Annotated in this window: 16 protein-coding genes and 3 pseudogenes; 10 read left to right on the forward strand and 9 right to left on the reverse strand. The window is 62.0% G+C overall.

Features of this window, described 5'->3' with window-relative positions; translation table 11 throughout:
- Positions 1 to 136 precede the first annotated feature (136 nt).
- The gene (locus D8Y22_RS01185; protein ID WP_141462720.1) at positions 137 to 580 is read left to right on the forward strand and encodes an SHOCT domain-containing protein; all 444 of its coding nucleotides are present in this window, start codon (positions 137 to 139) and stop codon (positions 578 to 580) included.
- A 10-nt stretch (positions 581 to 590) separates the two neighbouring features.
- Here the strand turns inward: D8Y22_RS01185 and D8Y22_RS01190 are convergent.
- Both D8Y22_RS01190 and D8Y22_RS23275 read right to left on the reverse strand, forming a co-directional pair.
- A pseudogene (locus D8Y22_RS01190) lies at positions 591 to 1589 on the reverse strand (nucleoside recognition domain-containing protein); the annotation flags it as partial.
- Positions 1590 to 1639: 50 nt separating this feature from the next.
- Positions 1640 to 1756, reverse strand: a pseudogene (locus D8Y22_RS23275) (hypothetical protein); the annotation flags it as partial.
- Between the two features lie 188 nt (positions 1757 to 1944).
- Between D8Y22_RS23275 and D8Y22_RS01195 the strand changes: the two are divergent.
- Entirely contained in the window at positions 1945 to 3306 is a 1362-nt protein-coding gene (locus D8Y22_RS01195; protein WP_141462722.1) for a GTP-binding protein, read from the forward strand.
- Positions 3307 to 3326: 20 nt separating this feature from the next.
- Entirely contained in the window at positions 3327 to 3542 is a 216-nt protein-coding gene (locus D8Y22_RS01200) for a DUF7511 domain-containing protein (protein WP_141462723.1), read from the forward strand.
- A 223-nt stretch (positions 3543 to 3765) separates the two neighbouring features.
- Here D8Y22_RS01200 and D8Y22_RS01205 read toward each other — a convergent pair.
- Positions 3766 to 4275 (reverse strand): annotated as a pseudogene (locus tag D8Y22_RS01205) (NAD(P)-binding domain-containing protein); the annotation flags it as partial.
- Positions 4276 to 4466: 191 nt separating this feature from the next.
- Between D8Y22_RS01205 and D8Y22_RS01210 the strand changes: the two are divergent.
- Together D8Y22_RS01210 and D8Y22_RS22120 are read left to right on the forward strand one after the other, a co-directional pair.
- On the forward strand, positions 4467 to 5417 hold the full coding sequence (locus tag D8Y22_RS01210; RefSeq protein ID WP_141462725.1) for a formyltetrahydrofolate deformylase: 951 nt from the start codon (positions 4467 to 4469) through the stop codon (positions 5415 to 5417).
- Between the two features lie 201 nt (positions 5418 to 5618).
- On the forward strand, positions 5619 to 5792 hold the full coding sequence (locus D8Y22_RS22120) for a DUF7556 family protein (protein ID WP_174811714.1): 174 nt from the start codon (positions 5619 to 5621) through the stop codon (positions 5790 to 5792).
- A gap of 88 nt (positions 5793 to 5880) precedes the next feature.
- Here D8Y22_RS22120 and D8Y22_RS22125 read toward each other — a convergent pair whose 3' ends face one another.
- The 3 genes from D8Y22_RS22125 to D8Y22_RS01220 all read right to left on the reverse strand — a co-directional run bounded on the left by D8Y22_RS22125 (position 5881) and on the right by D8Y22_RS01220 (position 7615).
- Positions 5881 to 6039, reverse strand: a complete 159-nt coding sequence (locus tag D8Y22_RS22125; RefSeq protein ID WP_174811715.1) for a DUF7576 family protein — start codon at positions 6037 to 6039, stop codon at positions 5881 to 5883.
- A gap of 128 nt (positions 6040 to 6167) precedes the next feature.
- Positions 6168 to 6380 (reverse strand): hypothetical protein, encoded by a 213-nt coding sequence (locus D8Y22_RS01215; protein ID WP_141462726.1) that lies wholly within the window; start codon positions 6378 to 6380, stop codon positions 6168 to 6170.
- 170 nt (positions 6381 to 6550) lie between these two features.
- Positions 6551 to 7615, reverse strand: a complete 1065-nt coding sequence (locus D8Y22_RS01220) for a phosphoribosylaminoimidazolesuccinocarboxamide synthase (RefSeq protein ID WP_141462727.1) — start codon at positions 7613 to 7615, stop codon at positions 6551 to 6553.
- A 332-nt stretch (positions 7616 to 7947) separates the two neighbouring features.
- Between D8Y22_RS01220 and D8Y22_RS01225 the strand changes: the two genes are divergently transcribed.
- Positions 7948 to 10545: a methyl-accepting chemotaxis protein gene (locus D8Y22_RS01225; RefSeq protein ID WP_141462728.1), complete on the forward strand. Its 2598-nt coding sequence runs from the start codon at positions 7948 to 7950 to the stop codon at positions 10543 to 10545.
- A 23-nt stretch (positions 10546 to 10568) separates the two neighbouring features.
- Here the strand turns inward: D8Y22_RS01225 and D8Y22_RS01230 are convergent, their stop codons facing one another.
- Positions 10569 to 11834 (reverse strand): MFS transporter, encoded by a 1266-nt coding sequence (locus tag D8Y22_RS01230; protein WP_174811716.1) that lies wholly within the window; start codon positions 11832 to 11834, stop codon positions 10569 to 10571.
- 128 nt (positions 11835 to 11962) lie between these two features.
- Here D8Y22_RS01230 and cofH point away from each other — a divergent pair, with 128 nt between their 5' ends.
- Positions 11963 to 13345: a 7,8-didemethyl-8-hydroxy-5-deazariboflavin synthase subunit CofH gene (gene cofH, locus D8Y22_RS01235; protein ID WP_141462730.1), complete on the forward strand. Its 1383-nt coding sequence runs from the start codon at positions 11963 to 11965 to the stop codon at positions 13343 to 13345.
- A 211-nt stretch (positions 13346 to 13556) separates the two neighbouring features.
- Here the strand turns inward: cofH and D8Y22_RS22130 are convergent, their stop codons facing one another.
- On the reverse strand, positions 13557 to 13727 hold the full coding sequence (locus D8Y22_RS22130) for a hypothetical protein (protein ID WP_174811717.1): 171 nt from the start codon (positions 13725 to 13727) through the stop codon (positions 13557 to 13559).
- Between the two features lie 53 nt (positions 13728 to 13780).
- On the opposite strand from D8Y22_RS22130, the gene D8Y22_RS22135 reads away from it, so the two are divergent.
- On the forward strand, positions 13781 to 13924 hold the full coding sequence (locus tag D8Y22_RS22135) for a hypothetical protein (RefSeq protein WP_174811710.1): 144 nt from the start codon (positions 13781 to 13783) through the stop codon (positions 13922 to 13924).
- Between the two features lie 413 nt (positions 13925 to 14337).
- Positions 14338 to 15096 (forward strand): SDR family NAD(P)-dependent oxidoreductase, encoded by a 759-nt coding sequence (locus D8Y22_RS01240; RefSeq protein WP_141462731.1) that lies wholly within the window; start codon positions 14338 to 14340, stop codon positions 15094 to 15096.
- Positions 15097 to 15297: 201 nt separating this feature from the next.
- On the opposite strand, the gene D8Y22_RS01245 is transcribed toward D8Y22_RS01240, so the two are convergent.
- The gene (locus D8Y22_RS01245; RefSeq protein WP_141462732.1) at positions 15298 to 17484 is read right to left on the reverse strand and encodes an elongation factor EF-2; all 2187 of its coding nucleotides are present in this window, start codon (positions 17482 to 17484) and stop codon (positions 15298 to 15300) included.
- A 289-nt stretch (positions 17485 to 17773) separates the two neighbouring features.
- On the opposite strand from D8Y22_RS01245, the gene D8Y22_RS01250 reads away from it, so the two are divergent.
- Positions 17774 to 18529, forward strand: a complete 756-nt coding sequence (locus tag D8Y22_RS01250; protein ID WP_141462733.1) for a DUF5781 family protein — start codon at positions 17774 to 17776, stop codon at positions 18527 to 18529.
- Positions 18530 to 18662 lie beyond the last annotated feature (133 nt).

Here is an 18662-nt window from a genome sequence, read left to right on the forward strand (position 1 = left end):
CGATTCGTCTCGAGTACACACTATCCGTCTCCAGTGTGCCCGCTGTCCGATCGACGATTCGATCACGAAATCGAGACCGTTCGGGACGTATTGTTGTCGAGTTGACTTTAGGTGGCTGGAGCGCTTCTGGGGCAGTATGGCCGACGATCGTCCGGTCGTACACCTCTCGACGCCCGCCGTGGTGATCAGCGTCGTCGCGGTGTTGACGGCGCTGGTCGCACTCGCCGCGCTCAACACCGGTCTCGCGGTGATGTTCGGGATCGTCTTGCTCGTCTTCGGGGGCGAATACCTCGAGAACGTCCGGACTGACCTGGGATCGGACGTGGCGGAGCATGTCGTGACCGAGCCAGCAGACGACGCTGGAGACGCCCTCGAGGTGTTGCGCCAACGATACGCGGCCGGCGAACTCTCCGACGACGCGTTCGAACGCAAGCTCGAGCGACTCGTCGAGACGGAGACGGTCGCCGACGCCGAACGCCACGTCACGGCGACGGCCGAGGACCTCTCTGGGCGGACAGGCGAGGGAGCGTCCGTCGGCGACCTCGAGCGCGAACGCGAAACCCAGTTCGACGGCCGATAGGCGCCTGCTGTCAGAACAGCAGTGTGCCGACCCACGCGATGACAAGTGCGAAGCCGATCGCGGCGAGCGCTTGTTGGGCGAGCATCTTCGCGACGAACCGGACAGAGACTTCTCGAGCGACGGTGATCGCGGTCACGAGACAAGGCAGGAGCACGCCGGCGAGGTAGACAGCGACGAGCACCTGGATCGGCGACAGTGCCGCCATGCCCGCAGTATCGGCGGTCAACAGCGCGATTCCGTCTTTGCGGATCGCCGCGAGGACGACCGGCAAGGCGGCCTCGGTCGGCAACGCGAACGCGCCCATCGCCGGGGCGAGACCCGTACCCAGACGCTCGAGCGCACCGACGTACTCGAGCAACGCGGCGACGACGCAGATACCCGCGAAGACCGGCAGCGCCGCCGTCAGGAAGCTCGCGAGCGAGGTCCGAGCTTCCCGCCAGATCGCTCGGGGTCGGGGCCACTCGAGGAACGTTCGTCGGTCGACCGACAGCGTTGTGGTTCGAGCCTCTGGAGGGGCAATAAGTCGGACGTAAATCAGGGTCGTCGCGGCGAGGATGGCGAGGTAGGGGCCGACGAGCCACGGCATGCCGACGGCGGCAAAGACCGCGAGCGTCGCGGGGAACTGGTAGGAACAGGCCGCGCCGAACGAAATCGCGGAGATGGTCGTACACCGCGTACAGTCCGAACAGCTGCGGGTGCTGGTCACCGCGGGGACGTTACAGCCAAAGCCCATCACGACCCGGACGAGGTCGCGACCGGTCAGCCCGACCCGTCGCATGATCGGGTGCAAGGCGGTCGTCACTCGCGTCACGAGGCCGCAGGCCTTGTACGCGCCCATAAAGAGCGCGAAGATGAGCATCGTCGGTAACGCCCAGACGAACAGAAACGGCCCCATCGCGAGCAGTCCGTACTCGCCGCCGATGACGGCCGCGAGCGGTCCTGGAAGCGTCTGGGCCCAGCCGACTGCCGGCTCGAGAGCCGCACCGACGATCGGATCGAGTTCCCCGGCGTGTCGACGATATTGAGGCCGCCGGTTCGATAGCGTTCGCTCGAGACCGTCGATCCGCCGACGTTCTCGTCGGTCGGCATCGTGCCCGTCAGCCCGGCCGCGAGCGCCGATTTCCCGACGCTTTCCTTGCCGACCAGGGCGACGCGGTCGCGGTCAGTGTCGCTCATTCGTCGCCGTCTCCCCGCTGTGTCGGCCAGTTTGGTGTCGGTACCTCGAGCCGTCGTCGCGACAGGCGGCCACCGCGACAGCCGCCGTTGTATCGGTGCATGCTCGAGTCGATATCGACGGCCAGATTTAATAATATTTTTGGATGGAATAATAACTACTATTATCCACGGGGTGTTGTTGGTAACTGATGGGAGACGATACGACTCCAGTGACGGTGTTGTCCGGAACGCTCGGTGCGGGCAAGACGACCGTGCTGAACCACGTATTAGCCGAGAGCGACCGCGATCTAGCCGTACTCGTCAACGACATGGGCGAGGTCAACGTCGACGCCGACCGGGTCGCCGAATCCTCCGACATCACCGACGAGGACGAGGAACTGATCGAACTCTCGAACGGCTGTATCTGCTGTGAACTGCGCGGCGATCTGCTCGACGCCATCGGCGAACTTACCCGCGACCACGACCGGGAGTTCGACGCCATCGTCGTCGAATCGACCGGCGTCGCCGAGCCGCTGCCGGTCGCCCAGACACTGACGCTTGGCTTCGATCAGTCCGATCTTGACCCCACGGAATTCTACGAGGAAACCGGTATCGAACCGCTCGAGAACTGCCATCTCGATACGACCGTCACCGTCGTCGACGCCCACCAGTTCGACGCGGCGATGGAATCCGACGAGATTCTCGACGACGATGGGACCGAAAAGCACCTCGGCAACTTGCTCGTCGAGCAAGTCGAGTTCTGTGACGTCTTGCTCTTGAACAAGTGCGATCTCGTCGACGAGACGACCCTCGCCGAGATCGAATCCACCCTCGAGGTGCTCCAGCCCCGAGCCGAGATCGTTCGGACGGAACACGGCCGCATCGAGCCCGAGGCGATCGTCGAAACCGACCGATTCGACTTCGAGGACGCGAGCCGGTCGGCTGGCTGGATCCAAGAACTCGAGGAGCCCCACGAGTCGGCCGAGGAGGAACACGGCGTCACCTCGTTCGTCTTCGAGGCGCGCCGGCCCTTCCACCCCGAGCGCTTCGCCGACCTCCTCGACGCGTTCCCCGACGAGGTCGTCCGCTCGAAAGGTCATTTCTGGATCGCGGGTGGCGAGGCCGAACGCAGTGAGGCCTCAGATCGAGCGAGCGGTGGAACCGCGAGCCGCGAGGACGAGGCGCTGACGGTCAACGTCGCCGGCCAGTCGATCCGGATCGCCCCTGGCGGCACCTGGATCGACGCCCTGCCAGCCGACGAACGCGAGGCACAGCTCGAGGCGAATCCCGAGCTCGAGGAGGGCTGGCACGAGCGCTGGGGCGACCGAAGCGTTGGCCTCGTCGTCATCGGTGTCGAGATGGATCACGAGACGCTCCGTGGCGATCTCGAGGACTGTCTCCTGACCGACGACGAACTGGACGAGGACTGGTCGAGCTACGAGGACCGGTTCCCGACGTTCGAACACCCCGGGGAAGACGCGCCAGACGAGGCGGAATCGACCGAGGACGCAACGGCCGAGACGACGGCCGACGACCACGACAGCCACGAAGAGATCGGTCTCGCGGACTGACCGACGAGGTGACGACTCGAGTGACCACACACGACACCGACGATCCAGACGCAGCCGGACCGGCGAGCGAGCCGCCCGAACGCGACGTCTCGACGTGCTATCAGGCCTACCTCGAGTGCAACGACCATCGACCGGATAGCTGTACTATCTATTCGGAGCTGACGGCCGCGACGGCCCGGACACGCTGGATCAAAGCCGACGAGGATGCGTTCGTCTCGCGCGAAGAGATGCGATAGTCCGGGACACCGATCGATCAGTTCGACTCCCCCACACAACCACCGACCACATGTCGACTCATACTGTTGGACAGAACTATTCAATGATCGGTCGCAGTACTGCGGCCGCCACCGTAAGGACGGCCGCGAATTCGCGACCGACGTTTCACTGACTTCTGTCCGACAGTATCACTACCAGACCGCTGTCACGCCGGCCATTTCGGCCACGCGATGACACGACGCGATCGACCGACGAGATGTGGACGGCGTGGGAGCTGGCTGGAATCGAGCCGTCGGACGGATACTGGAACTGCCCCGCGGCCCAGACGACGTAGTCGCTCGTGATCGTCCCGTCGGCGGTCTCGAGCGCGAAGCCGGAGCCGTCGGCGTCGGTCGCTGGCCCGGGCGAGACGGACTCGACATCGACTCCAGTTCGAACGGGCAAGTCGTGAAACTCGGAGACGGCCTCGAGATAGGCGGCGTACTGGTCTCCGGTCGGATGCTCGCGATCGAGTGCAAACGCGGGCGAGGTATCGGGCGTGATCGCGTTCAGGTCACGGGCGCCGAAGGCGTTGGCCGGAAACGACGGCGTCAATAGTCGCATCTCGGCCGGCCACTGGCGAAACGACGCGCCGATGCAATCGCGCTCGAGGACGATGGAATCGACCTCGAGATGGTCGATAGCGACCGCCGTCCCGATACCGGCCGGTCCGGCACCAACGATCGCAACGTCGTAATCGAAACCACTGCTCATGAACAATGCGTAGGTCGCGACTGTTTTAATAATATTGGCTCAAAAATTACTAACATACAGTATTGAGTTGTTGTGATGTAGTGTGGTGTACAGTCGCTTGCAAGCCCGAGAAAGAAAGCAGGACTTTTCACCGGGCATAGACTGGAATCCATACTGATGCATCGACGTACGCTCGAGCGGAGGTGGCCCCGATGACGACCGACCTGACCGAAATTACGGTTATTGGAGACGACGACACGGGGCTGGTTGCCCGTGTGACCAGCCTCCTGTTCGAGCGCGGGATCAACATCGAGGACATGGACCAGGCGGTTCGTGACGACGTCTTTCGGATGTATCTCGCGGTCGATACCTCGGAGATGGTCTGTACCGAGGCTACCCTGCGCGAGGACCTTCACGATCTGGGTGCGGATCTCGGATTGGACGTCCAGGTCCGGTTCCCGGCCGACCGCGAGACCCAGCAGATCGCCGTCCTCGTCACCAAGGAGAGCCACTGCCTCGAGGCGCTGTTCGAGGCGTGGGCCAACGACGAACTCGGCGCGGATATCGGCGTGGTCATCGGCAACCACGACGATCTCCAGCCGCTTGCCCAACACTACGATGTCCCCTTCCACGACATCGGCGACGAGTCGGGCCAGCAAAACGAGGACGAGCTGCTCGAGTTACTCGCCGAGTACAACGCCGACCTGATCGTGCTGGCGCGGTACATGCGCATTCTCAGCCCGAACGTCGTCTTCCGGTACGAGGACCGGATCATCAACGTCCATCCCTCCTTGCTACCGGCCTTCCCCGGCGCCGAGGCATACCGCCAGGCGGTCGAGGAGGGGGTCCGCGTCGCTGGCGTCACCGCCCACTACGTGACGACGGACCTCGACCAGGGCCCGATCATCACCCAACGCGCATTCGATGTCCCCGACGACGCCGACGCGGCGGAGATGAAACGCCGCGGACAGCCCTTGGAAGCCGACGCCCTGCTCGATGCCGTTCGGTTGCACCTAAGCGGTGATATCTCGGTCCACCGCGGACGGACATCCGTTCGGGCCGCAGGTACCGAGTACCAACTCGGACTCCCCGACGAGGTAGACGATATTACACCGGATCGGCCGGTCGATGGTATCGGGAGTGCAGTTGCCGACGATCAGTAGAGAGTAAATTCCACCATTTGTTCGGTTGGAATATTTTAACCTGTCCAAAACGGATGCGTTATCGGATAGAACGAGTTAATATGTCCACCACTGCCCGAGTTATGAGTAAAAACAGCACATAATACGATTTCTGGTGTCCAGTTGGTCGCTCTATTGAGTTATTTCGGAACGTTCTTAAACATCGACTTCGAAGCCGTAGATATGACTCCCAATGTGGGATCGGTCGGACGGGAATCGGCAGACGACCGTGACGTGGTTACAGCAGTCGACGAGATCGACGGTCGAGACCATCTCGTCATCGCTGATCTCACGCAGGACGAAGCGTGGCTCTCCGCAGCCGAGTGCGACGCCACGTCGCTCGAGGAGTGGCAGTAACACGTCTCGTACCCGACGGGAGCTATGTGGGGCGTCTCTGACTAGCCGAGGCGTGTCGAATCGATCGGCAGAAACCGTGTCGCTCGAGTTACTGACTCCATTTCTCGAGACAGTTCTCGTCACAAAAGTGGCGGTGAACGGCCGTTCCGTCTTCGATGGAGGTTACGACTCGCCGTTCGTTCGAGTCGCCGATCGGTGCTGTACACTGTTCGCATCGGTGTGAGTCCTCGTCCGTCGAATCAGCCATTATCCATAGGTAGGACGAGAGCTACTTGAACGAACCTGTTGCGGCGGTATCGACCACCGACGGTCATGGATCCGCCACTCGAAACTGGTTCGGACTGCTAGATACGAAACGAGAGCCGAATCGACGGTTCAGTCGGCGTCGCCGACGTCTGCCTCGAGCGTCGGACCGTCGTTCGGGGTCGCGTGTAGCTGCTCGGTCCACGTCTCGGAGATCACCGGGGCAAGGGCCAGAAATGTGACGAACGCGACGAACAGTGCCAGAAAGATGCTGGCAACGCCGGCGATAGCGATTGTCGGGTCGAACGGAACGATGCTCGCTGTGACGATACTGGCGAGGGTCATGTGGGGTCAATCGTATCTCTCAACCCCCGCCATATGAGGATTTCTGTTTCGGTCGAGTGCGGCTCGATATCGCGCTGCTCGAGGGCTGTGGCGTGTCAACAACACGTTCGGAATGTGGTATCTAGTCAGTCGCTATCGAGGGCAAAGATACCGATATCGGTCGTCGACGTTTAGAGTCGGCGAACGGCACCGATTGCACTCGAGAGCGGTGGGGCGTCGAACCACTCCTCACCGGTGTAGGCGTTGGTGCCGGCACAGTAGAGATCACGAGCCGTCTCGAGAACGGACGCCTCGAGTGACACCGGATCGGTCTCACACAGCGATTTCCAGTCGGCGACATCGGTCCGCTTTGCCTCGGCTTTGGCGGCTTCGACGGCCTGGACCCACTCGGGCTGGGTACGTTTGTGATACTGTCGAAGCACTTCTTTCGAGAGTTGCGTCCCTTCGTAGCTAAAGCGGTTCTCGTCGAAGGTACCCACGACGTCAGCTACCCGAAGCTCGCCGTCGACGTAGAGACATTCGATCTTGCCGTCCTCGTGTTTCAGACCGGCCTGCTGGGCGCGATCGGTAAGCACGCGGTTGACCTCGCGTGCGAGCGTCTCGAGGTCGTCGATCGAGGCTAAACCGGCGATGGCGTCGGCTTCCTCGCGCTCGAGATAGCGATCGCTTTCCTCGTACTTCGTGGAGAACTCGACGATCGGTTCCGCGAGGTCGACGGCGTCGTCGGGCCAGCGATCGAATCCGAGGTCGTGGTCGGCCGGCTCCGTCCGCTGGCGAAGACTCGAGCCCACGGGGACGCGATTCCGAAAGACGATCTCGAGGGGGATCAGGTAGTTATCGGCGGCCGCGTCGTGATAGTGGTCGTAATCATACTCCCGGCCATCGTTTGGCAGGTCGGGGACCTGCGTCAGGGCGATCGCCATTTCTCGTGGCGGCTCGGTCGTTTCGGCGAGCGAGACGACCTGTCTTTCCTCGGCGGTGCCCGCGGAATCGCTCGAGCGCGCATTCGCGGCTGGATCGACGACGCCCCGGTAATGGGTCGGGATGTCGTCGGCTTCTAGCAGCTCGAAGTTGTACGCCCCCATCGTACAGAGACTCGCGCCTTTCTGCGGGATCTGATCGGGCATTTTCCCCCAGTCGAACACGGAGTAATCGTCGGTGAAGATGAACGCGCCGCGACCAAGACTGTCGGCTGTTGGCGACGTTTCGACGCGAAATTCCTTGACGCTCGTCACAGCTGCCACCTCGAAGTGGGCCGATCGCCATCGTTCATACCCCAACTCCCGGCGTGGTGATCCAAGAAGGTTTCAGTATCAACTCGGGGGCTGGCGGACTCGAGTCTCACTGCCTGTATTGAACCGCTCATCAAGTTGACCAGGTGTGGGGACAACTGCAGCGGGGGAGACACCGATCGCACAGCTGCCGCCCGACCAGGAGTACAACGACTTCTGGGGACGTATCGTATCGACGAGGAGCCCGGCGCATTTGCCCGGACACGGTCTGCAGCCACGTATTAGCGCGAGCGGGGCCACAAACTCTTTTGTATGACAGGAAAATTTCTCGAGAAATGTCGTCGTTAGCCAGTCGGGCAGTTCCCGATCGGATCAGGGAGAGTTACGTCGCTAAATTCGGCCTCGTCATACTCGTGGTCTTGCTCATCACGATCGGGGCTGCAATTTTTTTCTACGTCGATATCACGGCGGAGTTGACCGACAACGCACAGAACGAACTGCAGTTGACGGCCGAGGACGATGCCAACGAGTTGAGTAACTGGATCGAAAACCAAGAGCAGACGACCGAGATGCTCGCCGCTGACAACGACATCGTCAACGGCTCGGCCGACGACATCGAGACTCGAATAAGCGAGGAACGACAGGCAATGAGGGCCGACGTACACGCGATACACTACATCGAAACCGCCTCCGATGAGATCGTTCACAGCACGTCCGACGATGCGGTCGGGACGGACCTCACCGACCTCGAGCTCAGCTACCACATTCGGTTGAGTGATGGATCCGTCTCGGAACTGGAGTATCACGGGGAACTGAACGCCGAACGGACCTATACGGACACGTACGAACGCAACGGGGAGAAGTATATCGCGTTTCTCAGCCCCGCCGACGAACCCACGCAGAGCGGCCTCATCATGATCGAATTCGCCGTCGATGACGTTCCGAGCATGTTCACCGAGCCGGTTGCGGGCAGCAACACGGTCGTCGTCGATGGCGAGGATGGCGACGTACTGATCGCCGACGACGAAAGCGAGATTCTGACGACCTACCGCGATGGGACGGATACGCTGCCCGTCGAGGCGGTCGGCAATCTCGGCATCGCCAATTTCGGTTCGATCGAGTACGACGATACGGACGAGGTAATCGGCTACTCTCGGGTTGGTGGCACTGATTGGGTTCTCATTACCCACGCGCCACAATCGAACGCGTACGCAATTACACAGGACGTCGCAACCTCGCTCGGTGCCCTGATCGCGATCGCACTCGGTGGCTTTCTGCTCATCGGTGCGACGATCGGCCGATCGACGGCCCACGCGATGGATAGCCTCGCCGACGAGGCGACCGCCCTCTCGAATGGCAACACTGCCATCGAAATCGCCGACGACGACCGTCTCGACGAAGTCGGCCAGGTCAGAGCGTCTTTCGCTGGCATCCAACGATACCTCGAGACCGCAGCCGAGCAGGCCGACGCCATCGCCAACCAGAACTTCGACGATCCCGTCCTCGAGGAAGACGTACCCGGAAAACTCGGCGATTCCCTCCAGACGATGCACGTCGATCTCGAGCGCTACATTGAGGACATCGAGGCCTCCAAGGTCGAAGCCGAAGCCTCCCAGGCGGACGCCGCCGAAGCGCGACGCGAGGCCGAGGAACTGGCCGACCGCCTCGAGCGAAAAGCGACCGAGTTCGGTGCGGTGATGAACGAGGCCGCTGCCGGCGACTTTACCCAGCGGTTGGACGAAGACGTCGATAACGAGGCGCTCGGCGAAATCGCCACCGCGTTCAACGGCATGCTCGAGGACCTCGAGCGGACGATCGTCGATATCCAGACGCTGGCCGAAGACGTCGATCGCGTCAGTGGGGATGTCACCGGTCGCGTCCAAGAGATCGAACGGGCGAGCGACGAGGTCAGCCATTCGGCCGAGGAGATCGCGACGGCGGCCGCCGATCAGAGCGATCGCTTTCAGGAGGTCTACGGCGAGATGAACGACCTGTCGGCGACCGTCGAGGAGATCGCCTCGACCGCCGACGACGTCGCGTCGGTTTCGAAGACCGCCGCGGCCGAAGCCGACGACGCCAACGAGGCGACCACCGAAATCCGTGACGAGATGGACCGCCTCGAGCGCCGCGCCGACGAGATCACCGAGCAAGTCGCCCAACTCGACGACCAAATGGCCGAGATCAGTGAGATCGTCGACCTCATCGACGACATCGCCGAACAGACGAACTTACTCGCGTTGAACGCCTCGATCGAGGCCGCAAGCGCTGGCGAGAGCGGCGACGGCTTTGCGGTCGTCGCCAACGAAGTCAAATCGCTCGCCGAAGAGACCGGCGAGGCCACCCAGGAGGTCGACGAGCTGGTCTCGAGCGTCCAGACATCGGTCGACGAAACCGTCGCGGAGATCGATCGCATGCGCAAACAGGTCGATCGCGGTACGGCGGTCGTCGACGACGGCATCGAGGCTATCGACGCGATCACCGAACAGGTCGAGACCGCAAACGAAAGCATTCAGTCGATCAACGACGCGACGGACGAGCAGGCCCGGGCCAGCGAACGCGTCGTCACGATGGTCGACGACGCCACCGAAAGCAGCGAGGAAACCAGAGACGAAACCGAAACCGTCGCGGCCGCCGCCGAAGAACAAGCCGCGACCGTCTCCGACGTCGCCTCGGGCGCCCAGTCACTGACCGAGATGGCAGACGAACTCAGCTCCTCGCTCGACGCGTTCGAAGTCGAGGTCGACCGCGATCAGATCGACGACGGCGTCGCGCTCGAGTACGACGATTCGGACCTCGAGACGGCTGCCGACGACCCGACGGCGCTCGAGACTATCGACGACGAATCGACCGAGCTCGATACTGTCGACGAGCAACCGACTGATCTCGATACCGTTGCGGACGAATCGACCGACTTCGAGGCCGACGACGGGTAGGGTCGCCGGTCGAGTACCACCGATTATCCGCGTTTTGCTCGAGCCCTGAGCCCCAGTGCGACGACGATCGACGCGGCGACGATCAAGAGTCCGCCGACCGCCACGAAGGCGGTAAAGACCGAGCGAGCGTCGATGAGCGCACCGAGTAGCGTCGGACTGATCACGGCGCCAAGCGAGAGGCCCGTAAAGAAGAAGCCGAAGCTCTTGCCCGTCGATCCGGCGTCGCTAAACGAGTTCGCGAGCGTGTCCCGAGCCGGGAGCGCAATGCCCATTAGCAAGCCGACGAGTCCGAAGATGGCGACGAGCGCGAGCAAACTCGCCGTCGCTGCGGTTGCGACGCTGTACCAGATCCCGACGGCAGCAAGCCCGAACGCGGCGACGATGACCCACTGGAACGGGAGCCGATCCGCGAGCGGACCGCCGGCGAGGACGCCTACCGCCGACCCGACGAGATACGCAGTCAGGACGGTATTTGCGGCCGAGTCGCTAAATCCGAGATCGACGGCGAAGACCGTGGTAAACGACTGGAGGGCGACGATAGCCATCATCGAGACGAAATAGAAGGCAAAGACGAACAGCAACGCCGGTCGCAACAGTCCAGCTACCGTCGCTCGGAGGGTGGCGGTACCGTCCTCGTCAGTCACGTCGGTGTCGGCCGTCACAGACGACTCACGTGCGTCGATCTGTCGTTTGTAAACCGGCGCCGCCAGTACGAGCAGGGCAGCCGCGTAGACGAAGCCGAGCACGCCGACGGTCGGCAACGCGACGCGCCAGCCAAACTGGATCCCGATCGTTCCCGTCACGACGGGTGCTGCAGCGAAGCCGGCAAACCCGCCGAACGTGTGCATCCCGAACGCCGTCCCCTGGTTCGCCGCGTCGGTCACGCTCTCGAGGAAGGCATAATCCGCTGGATGAAAGACCGATTGGCCGATCCCCGAAAGCAGTGCAAACGCCAGCAGCGTCCAGTAGGTCGGCGCAGTTCCCGACAGCGAGACGCCCAGCGAGGTGACGACGAGCCCGGTGACGAGGATGCGTTTGGCACCGATCCGATCGACGAGTTCGCCGAGTGGCAACTGTAAGACCAGCGTCGGGACGTAGATCGCCGTCACGAGCAGGCCGAGCTGGGTCGTCGTGAGACCGAACTCCGCGCCGATCAGCGGAAACAGCGGCGGATACGCGAGCAAGTACACGTGCGAGAGAAAGTGTGCGATCGAGACGGCACCGACGATGAACGTCGTGTCGCTTCGACCTCGTCCAGCGCTGGTTTCGGGTGGCGTCTCGGTGGTCACTGGAAACTGCCTCGGGTCGTTCCTATTCGATGCGCTCGCGAAATGATCGTTTCGAAACCACACAGGTGGGCCGCGATCGATCTCCGGGACCAGTATCCTTTTCTCACTGTACCGGTATCGTTGCCACGATGGAGCGACCGGTGACCGAGGCCGACCTCACGTTCGAACACGTTCCCGAAAGCGACCAGTCATTCGAGAACGCGCTCGAGAAAGCGCGTGCTGGTGACCGACTCACGGTCGACGATGCGATCGAGTTGTTGACGACCGGAACGGACAGCGATGGGATCGATCGACGGCGCAAAGAGCAGGTTTTGACGGCCGCAGATCACCGGCGAGCCGACGTCGTCGGCGAGGAGGTAACCTTCGTCGCGAACGTAAACAACAACGTCACCACCGCCTGCAACGTCGGCTGTCTGTTCTGTAACTTCAAAGACGCCGCACACACGTTCGAGCACGATGCCGAGGTCGAGACAGCAGGCTTTACCAAGACACCAACCGAATCGCGTGACATCGTCGCTGATGCGGTCGACCGCGGCATCTACGAGGTCACCTCCGTCTCCGGACTCCACCCTGCGTTCGCCCTCGATACGGAACACCACGAGATCCTGGCGGCTACGCCGAATCCGAAGGAAGTCAACTACAAGCCGCCCGAACGTTACGCCACCGATCCCGGCACCTACGCCGAGCAGATGGCGGCGATGAGCGTCGACGGCGTCCACGTCCACTCGATGACGCCCGAGGAAGCCTACCACGCCCGTCGGGGCACCGACTGGTCCTACGAGGACGTCTACAGTCGCCTCCAGAACGCCGGCCTCGATACCGTCCCCGGTACGGCCGCCGAAATCCTCGTCGAGGAAGTCCGCGAGGTCATCTGTCCCGGCAAGATCGGTACCGACGACTGGCTCGAGGCGATGGAAGCCGCCGCGACCGTCGGTCTCGGCCTGACGGCGACGATCATGTACGGCCACGTCGAGAACGAAGCCCACCGCGCGATGCATCTCAAACGGATTCGGGATCTCCAGGACCGTGTCGACGGCGCGATCACGGAATTCGTTCCGTTGTCCTTTATCCACCAGAATACGCCGCTTTTCAAACACGACGTGGTTTCGGGCGGTGCCAGCACCGACGAGGACGAGCTCATGATCGCCGTCTCGCGGCTCTTCCTCGATAATATCGATCACGTCCAGTCGTCGTGGGTCAAGTACGGCGACGAGCAGGGGCTCAAGATGCTTTCGTGTGGCGCCGATGACTTTATGGGGACGATCCTCTCCGAGGAAATCACGAAACGTGCCGGCGGCAGCTACGGCGAGTTCCGCTCGTTCGAGGACTACGTCGACCTCGTCACGTCGATCGGTCGTGTTCCCGTCGAACGCTCGACCGACTACGAAACACGGCGTGTCATCGATCCCGACGAGTCGCCGATTGGCCCGCAACTCGGGCCACGGGCCGACGGCACGCCACTGTTGACCGATACCGAGCAATCCGATCGAACCGCGCTGGCCGACGACTGATACGGTTTCCTGTACGTCGTTTCCAGCGCAACAATCGTGGGACGGATATTGGTACATCGGTATCCCAGGCCGTCTGATACGGTTTACTGTACGTCATTGCCGGCGCAACCGCGACCCGGGCGGCGGTTGCGCCGGTAAATCGGTACAGCAATCCGTATGAGACAACGGAGGACGGATCGATCGCGACCGTCACTCATGCTGCCAGACAGTATCAGTTGCGAGACCGCCGTAGGGACGGGCCGGTCTCGAGTGAGGTTTCGGGCGTCGCTTGCGACGTGGGGCAGTAGGCGCGTGCGAGCCCGCAGACGCAGCCGTAGACAAGAAGTAGCTCCCGGTCCTGTTCGGATCGGGGGGGAACGACGAACTGATTGGTCCGCTTCATCAACTATCTCTTGTGGCGCAAGACACATAACTGTGTGGTTTGTGTGATGGTGTATGGTTGAGATCCGAATCGAGTTCGACGACGATGAACAGTACGAGCGGTTGAAAGAACTGAAGCAACACCACGGGCTCACGTGGAAGGGTTTGCTTCTTGAAGGCGAGAAGCGCGTCCGCGAGGAGACCCCAGACGGCCAGTAGTCGGCGATTGTTCGGCAGTGCCTACCGCTCGACCCCCGCCTGAAGGCGGGGCATGCGCTTTATTTTCTGTCACGGCGACCGATCCTGCGAGCAGGAGTTGAACTACAGTCGGACCGCTGGCTGCGCCAGCCGTTCCAGTACCGAGACAGACTGCGTTCAACCCGACGGTTCGGAGGTTGGGTCGGCGCATGGTCGGCAGTTCGGTATCTTTCACGGCGATACTAAGTATGTTGTCTAAATTAATAAAGGTTGTTGAATTGGTCCGCATGGGTCGCATACACCGTCCCGATCGAGACTCCCACCGGGAGATTCCTACTGGATCGGTAGCGAATTGCAGGTGCCACGCCCCGTGAACGAGCCAGGGCCGATCTATCGGTCCAATCATTTATGATAGTTCTCGAGGAGTGTATGGTATGCGACTCCAAGACAAGACAGCGTTTATCACCGGTGCCGGCTCCGGCCTCGGTCGCGAGGCCGCCGAACGATTTGCCGACGAAGGGGCGACGATCGTCGCCGCCGACATCGACCTCGAGGCTGCCGAAACGACGGTCGATCGGATCGAGAGTGCGGGCGGCGACGGGACCGCGGTCGATCTCGACGTCCGCGACGCCGACGCGGTACACGCGGCCGTCGACGAGACGGCCGAGACGATGGGTCTCGACATCATTCTCAACAACGCTGGCGTAAGCCACGAGCGAGCGGACGTCGAGGATATCGACGAACCGGAACGCGATCAGGTCATCGACATCAATATCAAGGGCGTCTGGAACGGCTGTCACGCCGCGATCCCACACTTCAAGGAACAGGGATCGGGCGCGATCGTCAACACGGCGTCGCTGGCTGGCGTCATCGGCTCGCCACAGCTCAGCGCGTACTCGCTGTCGAAAGGCGCCGTCGTCAACTTCACGCGAGCGATCGCCGCGGAGATCGGCCCCCACGGCATCCGGGCGAACGCGGTCTGTCCCGCCGTCACGGAGACATCGATGGCCAGATCCGGCCGCTCCGACGAAGAGTGGGCCGCACTCGAGGAGAAGATGGCCCAGCAGTATCCGCTCCGGCGGCTCGGCCAGCCCGAAGACATCGCCAACGCGATGTTGTTCCTCGCCAGCGACGAGGCAGCCTGGATTACGGGCCAGAAACTCGTCGTCGATGGCGGGTTCTCCTGTGCCTAATACGGGTTGTCGTACCGATGGACCGGCCCAACCGGACCTATGGCGTCCCAACCCTGAACTAATGGGTGAAACCGGCGGCAGTTGTCCGGTTTCACTCAGCAGTCGACGGTTGGGAGGGTACGAGTGGCGGTCCAAGGCTGAACTGAAAGAGAACGCAGAAAGTCGAAAGCGAGCCGTCGGGTCGCGAAACGCGATCGGCCGTTAGATGTAGTCGACGATCTCGGGCAGCTCGAGTTTCATACCCTTGCGCTCGCGGATCTCCATGATCTTCTCGCGCTGGAGGGAGTCGGACATGACCTCGAAGCCGGCGTTTTCGGTGTTCCAGGATGCTCGACCCTCGGTCGCGGAGCGAATGTCGCTCGCGAAGCCGATCATTTCGCCGACGGGCGCGATGCCTTCGACGACCATCAGATCGCCTTCCTGGTACATGTCGTCGACGCGGCCACGACGACCCTGGATCTCGCCGGAGGCGGCACCCATGTGGTCGTTTGGCACGTCGATACGGACGTCCTGCATCGGCTCGAGCATCTTGATCGTGCCGTCGATCAGGGCGTTGTGGACCGCCTGCCGGACGGCCGGGATGACCTGTGCCGGACCGCGGTGGATGGTGTCCTCGTGGAGGCGGGCGTCGTGCAGGCGCATGAGCGTCCCCTGGACTGGCTCGTTCGCGAGTGGACCGTTGTCCAGTGCTTCCTCGAGACCCTCGACGACGAGTTCCATCGTCTCGTTCAGGTGCTGGATACCCTTCGTGTCGTCGATGAGGACGTTCGTCCCGTGGATGGTCTCGACGTTCTGGGAGGTATCCTTGTCCATGCCAGCCTCTTGGAGGGCTTCACGGCGGTCCTGCTCGGGCATATCCATCGATGCTTCGCCCATCTTGATCGTATCGACGAGCTCCGTGCCCATCGGCTCGATCGAGATGTAAAAGCGGTTGTGGCGGTTGGGCGAGATACCCTCGACCTCCGCGCTGGCTTCCTGGGGCTGCTCGCGGAAGACGACGATCGGTTCGCCGGTGATGACCGGAATCCCCTGGTTCTTCTCGATACGCTGGGTGATGACCTCGAGGTGGAGCTCACCCTGTCCCGAGATCAGGTGTTCACCAGTGTCTTCGTTGATCTCGATCTGGATCGTCGGATCTTCCTTGGACACTTGCCGGAGCGTCTCGATCAGCTTCGGCAGGTCGTCCATGTTCTCGGCCTCGACGGCCTTCGTGATGACCGGCTCGGAGATGTGCTCGATCGACTCGAAGGGCGTCATCTCCGTGCTCGAGACGGTCGAGCCGGCGATAGCGTCTTTGAGGCCGGTGACGGCGGCGATGTTCCCCGCCGGGACCTGATCGACTTCCTCACGTTCGCCACCCATGTAGATGCCGACGCTCTGGATGCGGTTCTTGCCCGCAGTACCGGAGACGTAGAGCTCCTGGCCCTTCTCGAGGCTGCCCGAGAAGACGCGACCGGAGGCGATTTCGCCGGCGTGTGGATCCATCGAGATGTCGGTAACCATCAGCACGACTTCGCCGGATTCGTCGACGAGACGCATCTGCTCTGCGAGATCTGACTCGGCGTCACCGCGCCAGACCCGCGGAATACGGCGGGGCTGTGCGTCGACGGGGTTCGGGAAGTGCTCACAGACCATGTCGAGGACGACGTCCGAAAGCGGCGTCTTCTCGTGAAGCTCCTGGCGCTTGTCCGAGCGCTCGAGTTCCATGATCTCGGCGAAGTCCATCCCGGTGCGTTGCATCGAGGGCATGGAGACGCCCCACTTGTAGAGTGCGGAGCCAAAGCCGACGGTGCCGTCTTCGACGGAGACCGTCCAGTCTTCGATGTCGTCCATGTCCTGGGTCATGCCACGGATGAGTTCGTTGACGTCGTGGATGACCGAGAGGAGCCGCTGTTGCATCTCTTCGGGGCCTTCCTGCAGTTCGGAGATCAGGCGGTCGACCTTGTTAATGAACAGGGTCGGCTTGACGCCCTCGCGCAGGGCCTGCCGGAGGACCGTCTCGGTCTGGGGCATGGCACCTTCGACGGCGTCGACGACGACCAAGGCACCGTCGACGGCACGCATCGCACGGGTCACGTCGCCACCGAAGTCGACGTGGCCGGGCGTGTCGATGAGGTTGATGAGGTGGTTGGTCCCCTCGTACTCGTGGGTCATCGAAACGTTCGCCGCGTCGATGGTGATCCCACGTTCTTGCTCGTCTTCTTCCGTGTCCATCGCGAGCTGTTCGCCGGCAGTCTCGTCGGAGATCATGCCCGCACCAGCCAGCAGGTTGTCAGAAAGGGTCGTTTTTCCGTGGTCGACGTGAGCGGCGATGGCGATGTTCCGGATGTTCTCCGGCTCGTCCATCAACCGTTCACACTCTTGAACGATCTTCTTACGTCGGCCCATATGTCCCCCTTTACCGCCAGCGGGGTCAAAAGGGTAGTGTTTCGTCGCCGCCGGAATTCGACGCGTATTCCGGCTTGCGGACGTGAAAATGCAATTTACGTGAGTGAATGCCACGCAGCCAACGGGACGAGTATCGGACGGACTACCGTACGTCGGTACCGGAGCGACTGCAGGACCGCTCGCGGTTGTGCCGGGAACACGGTACAACAGCCCGTATCAGTCGAGTCGCCTGCGATCCGTAACGATGGGCGTAAGAGACATACAGCATGGATCCCTGTGATAGATACGCATGGAGATCCGAATACAGGGTTCCGGCCCGACCGCCCCGTTTCTCAGCGCTCGAGGGCTCTTCGAAACCGAACACGACCTCTCGCTCCCCGTCGACGTTCACATCCGTGAGGACCCCGACGAGCGCACCTGGGCGGCTCACTACGACGACCGCCACGTCCTGAACATCTCCCAGCAGGCTGCCTCGAGTGCGATGGCTCGGGAACTCGCTCTCCACGAGTTCGCTCACATGGCCAGACACGAACAGAACCATCCATCACACACCCAATCGACCGAGGAAGTTCTCTATCTCGCACTCGCCGGCAAGTCCGTCGAGCGTCGCAAACTCTCTCACTGCTATCAGATCGCCAATCACATGAAAGATATCTACGCCGACGATATCACGCTCTCGGTCGGACCCGGCGAGAAACTGCTCGCCTTCCTCGAGTCCAGTCTCGCGATGGCCGTCGCGGATCGTCCGGCCACGCCTACTCGAGCGGGCCTCGAACGGCTCTCATCCGGTTCCGATCCCGATATCACGGCTGTCAACGCGGCGTTCGCTCTTGCACTGGCCGAACGCCACGATCTCCTCGAGGACGATCACCGGCTGTACGATCTCGCGTACGCGGCCGCGATGGATGCCCCCGACGTCGACTTCGAGGGGTTCAAATGCCGCTTCCGAGAACTCGGCCGCGAAACCGACTCGAGCACCTACCGCCAGACCCTCGTCGACGCAACGCGGTCGTACGTCGCGAGCGAAGGCCAGGCGGCCGACTGAATCTGAGTTTGTGACAAAATCGCCTCAGAAACCAGTTTGGTTCGGGTACCACATTTCGATTCGCCATAACCGCTGATACGAACGTTCGAAGATATTTTGTTCGATTTTCGATTAAATACGCGTATCGCCACTA

The sequence above is a fragment of the Salinadaptatus halalkaliphilus genome (assembly GCF_006543045.1).
Taxonomy (GTDB): domain Archaea; phylum Halobacteriota; class Halobacteria; order Halobacteriales; family Natrialbaceae; genus Salinadaptatus; species Salinadaptatus halalkaliphilus.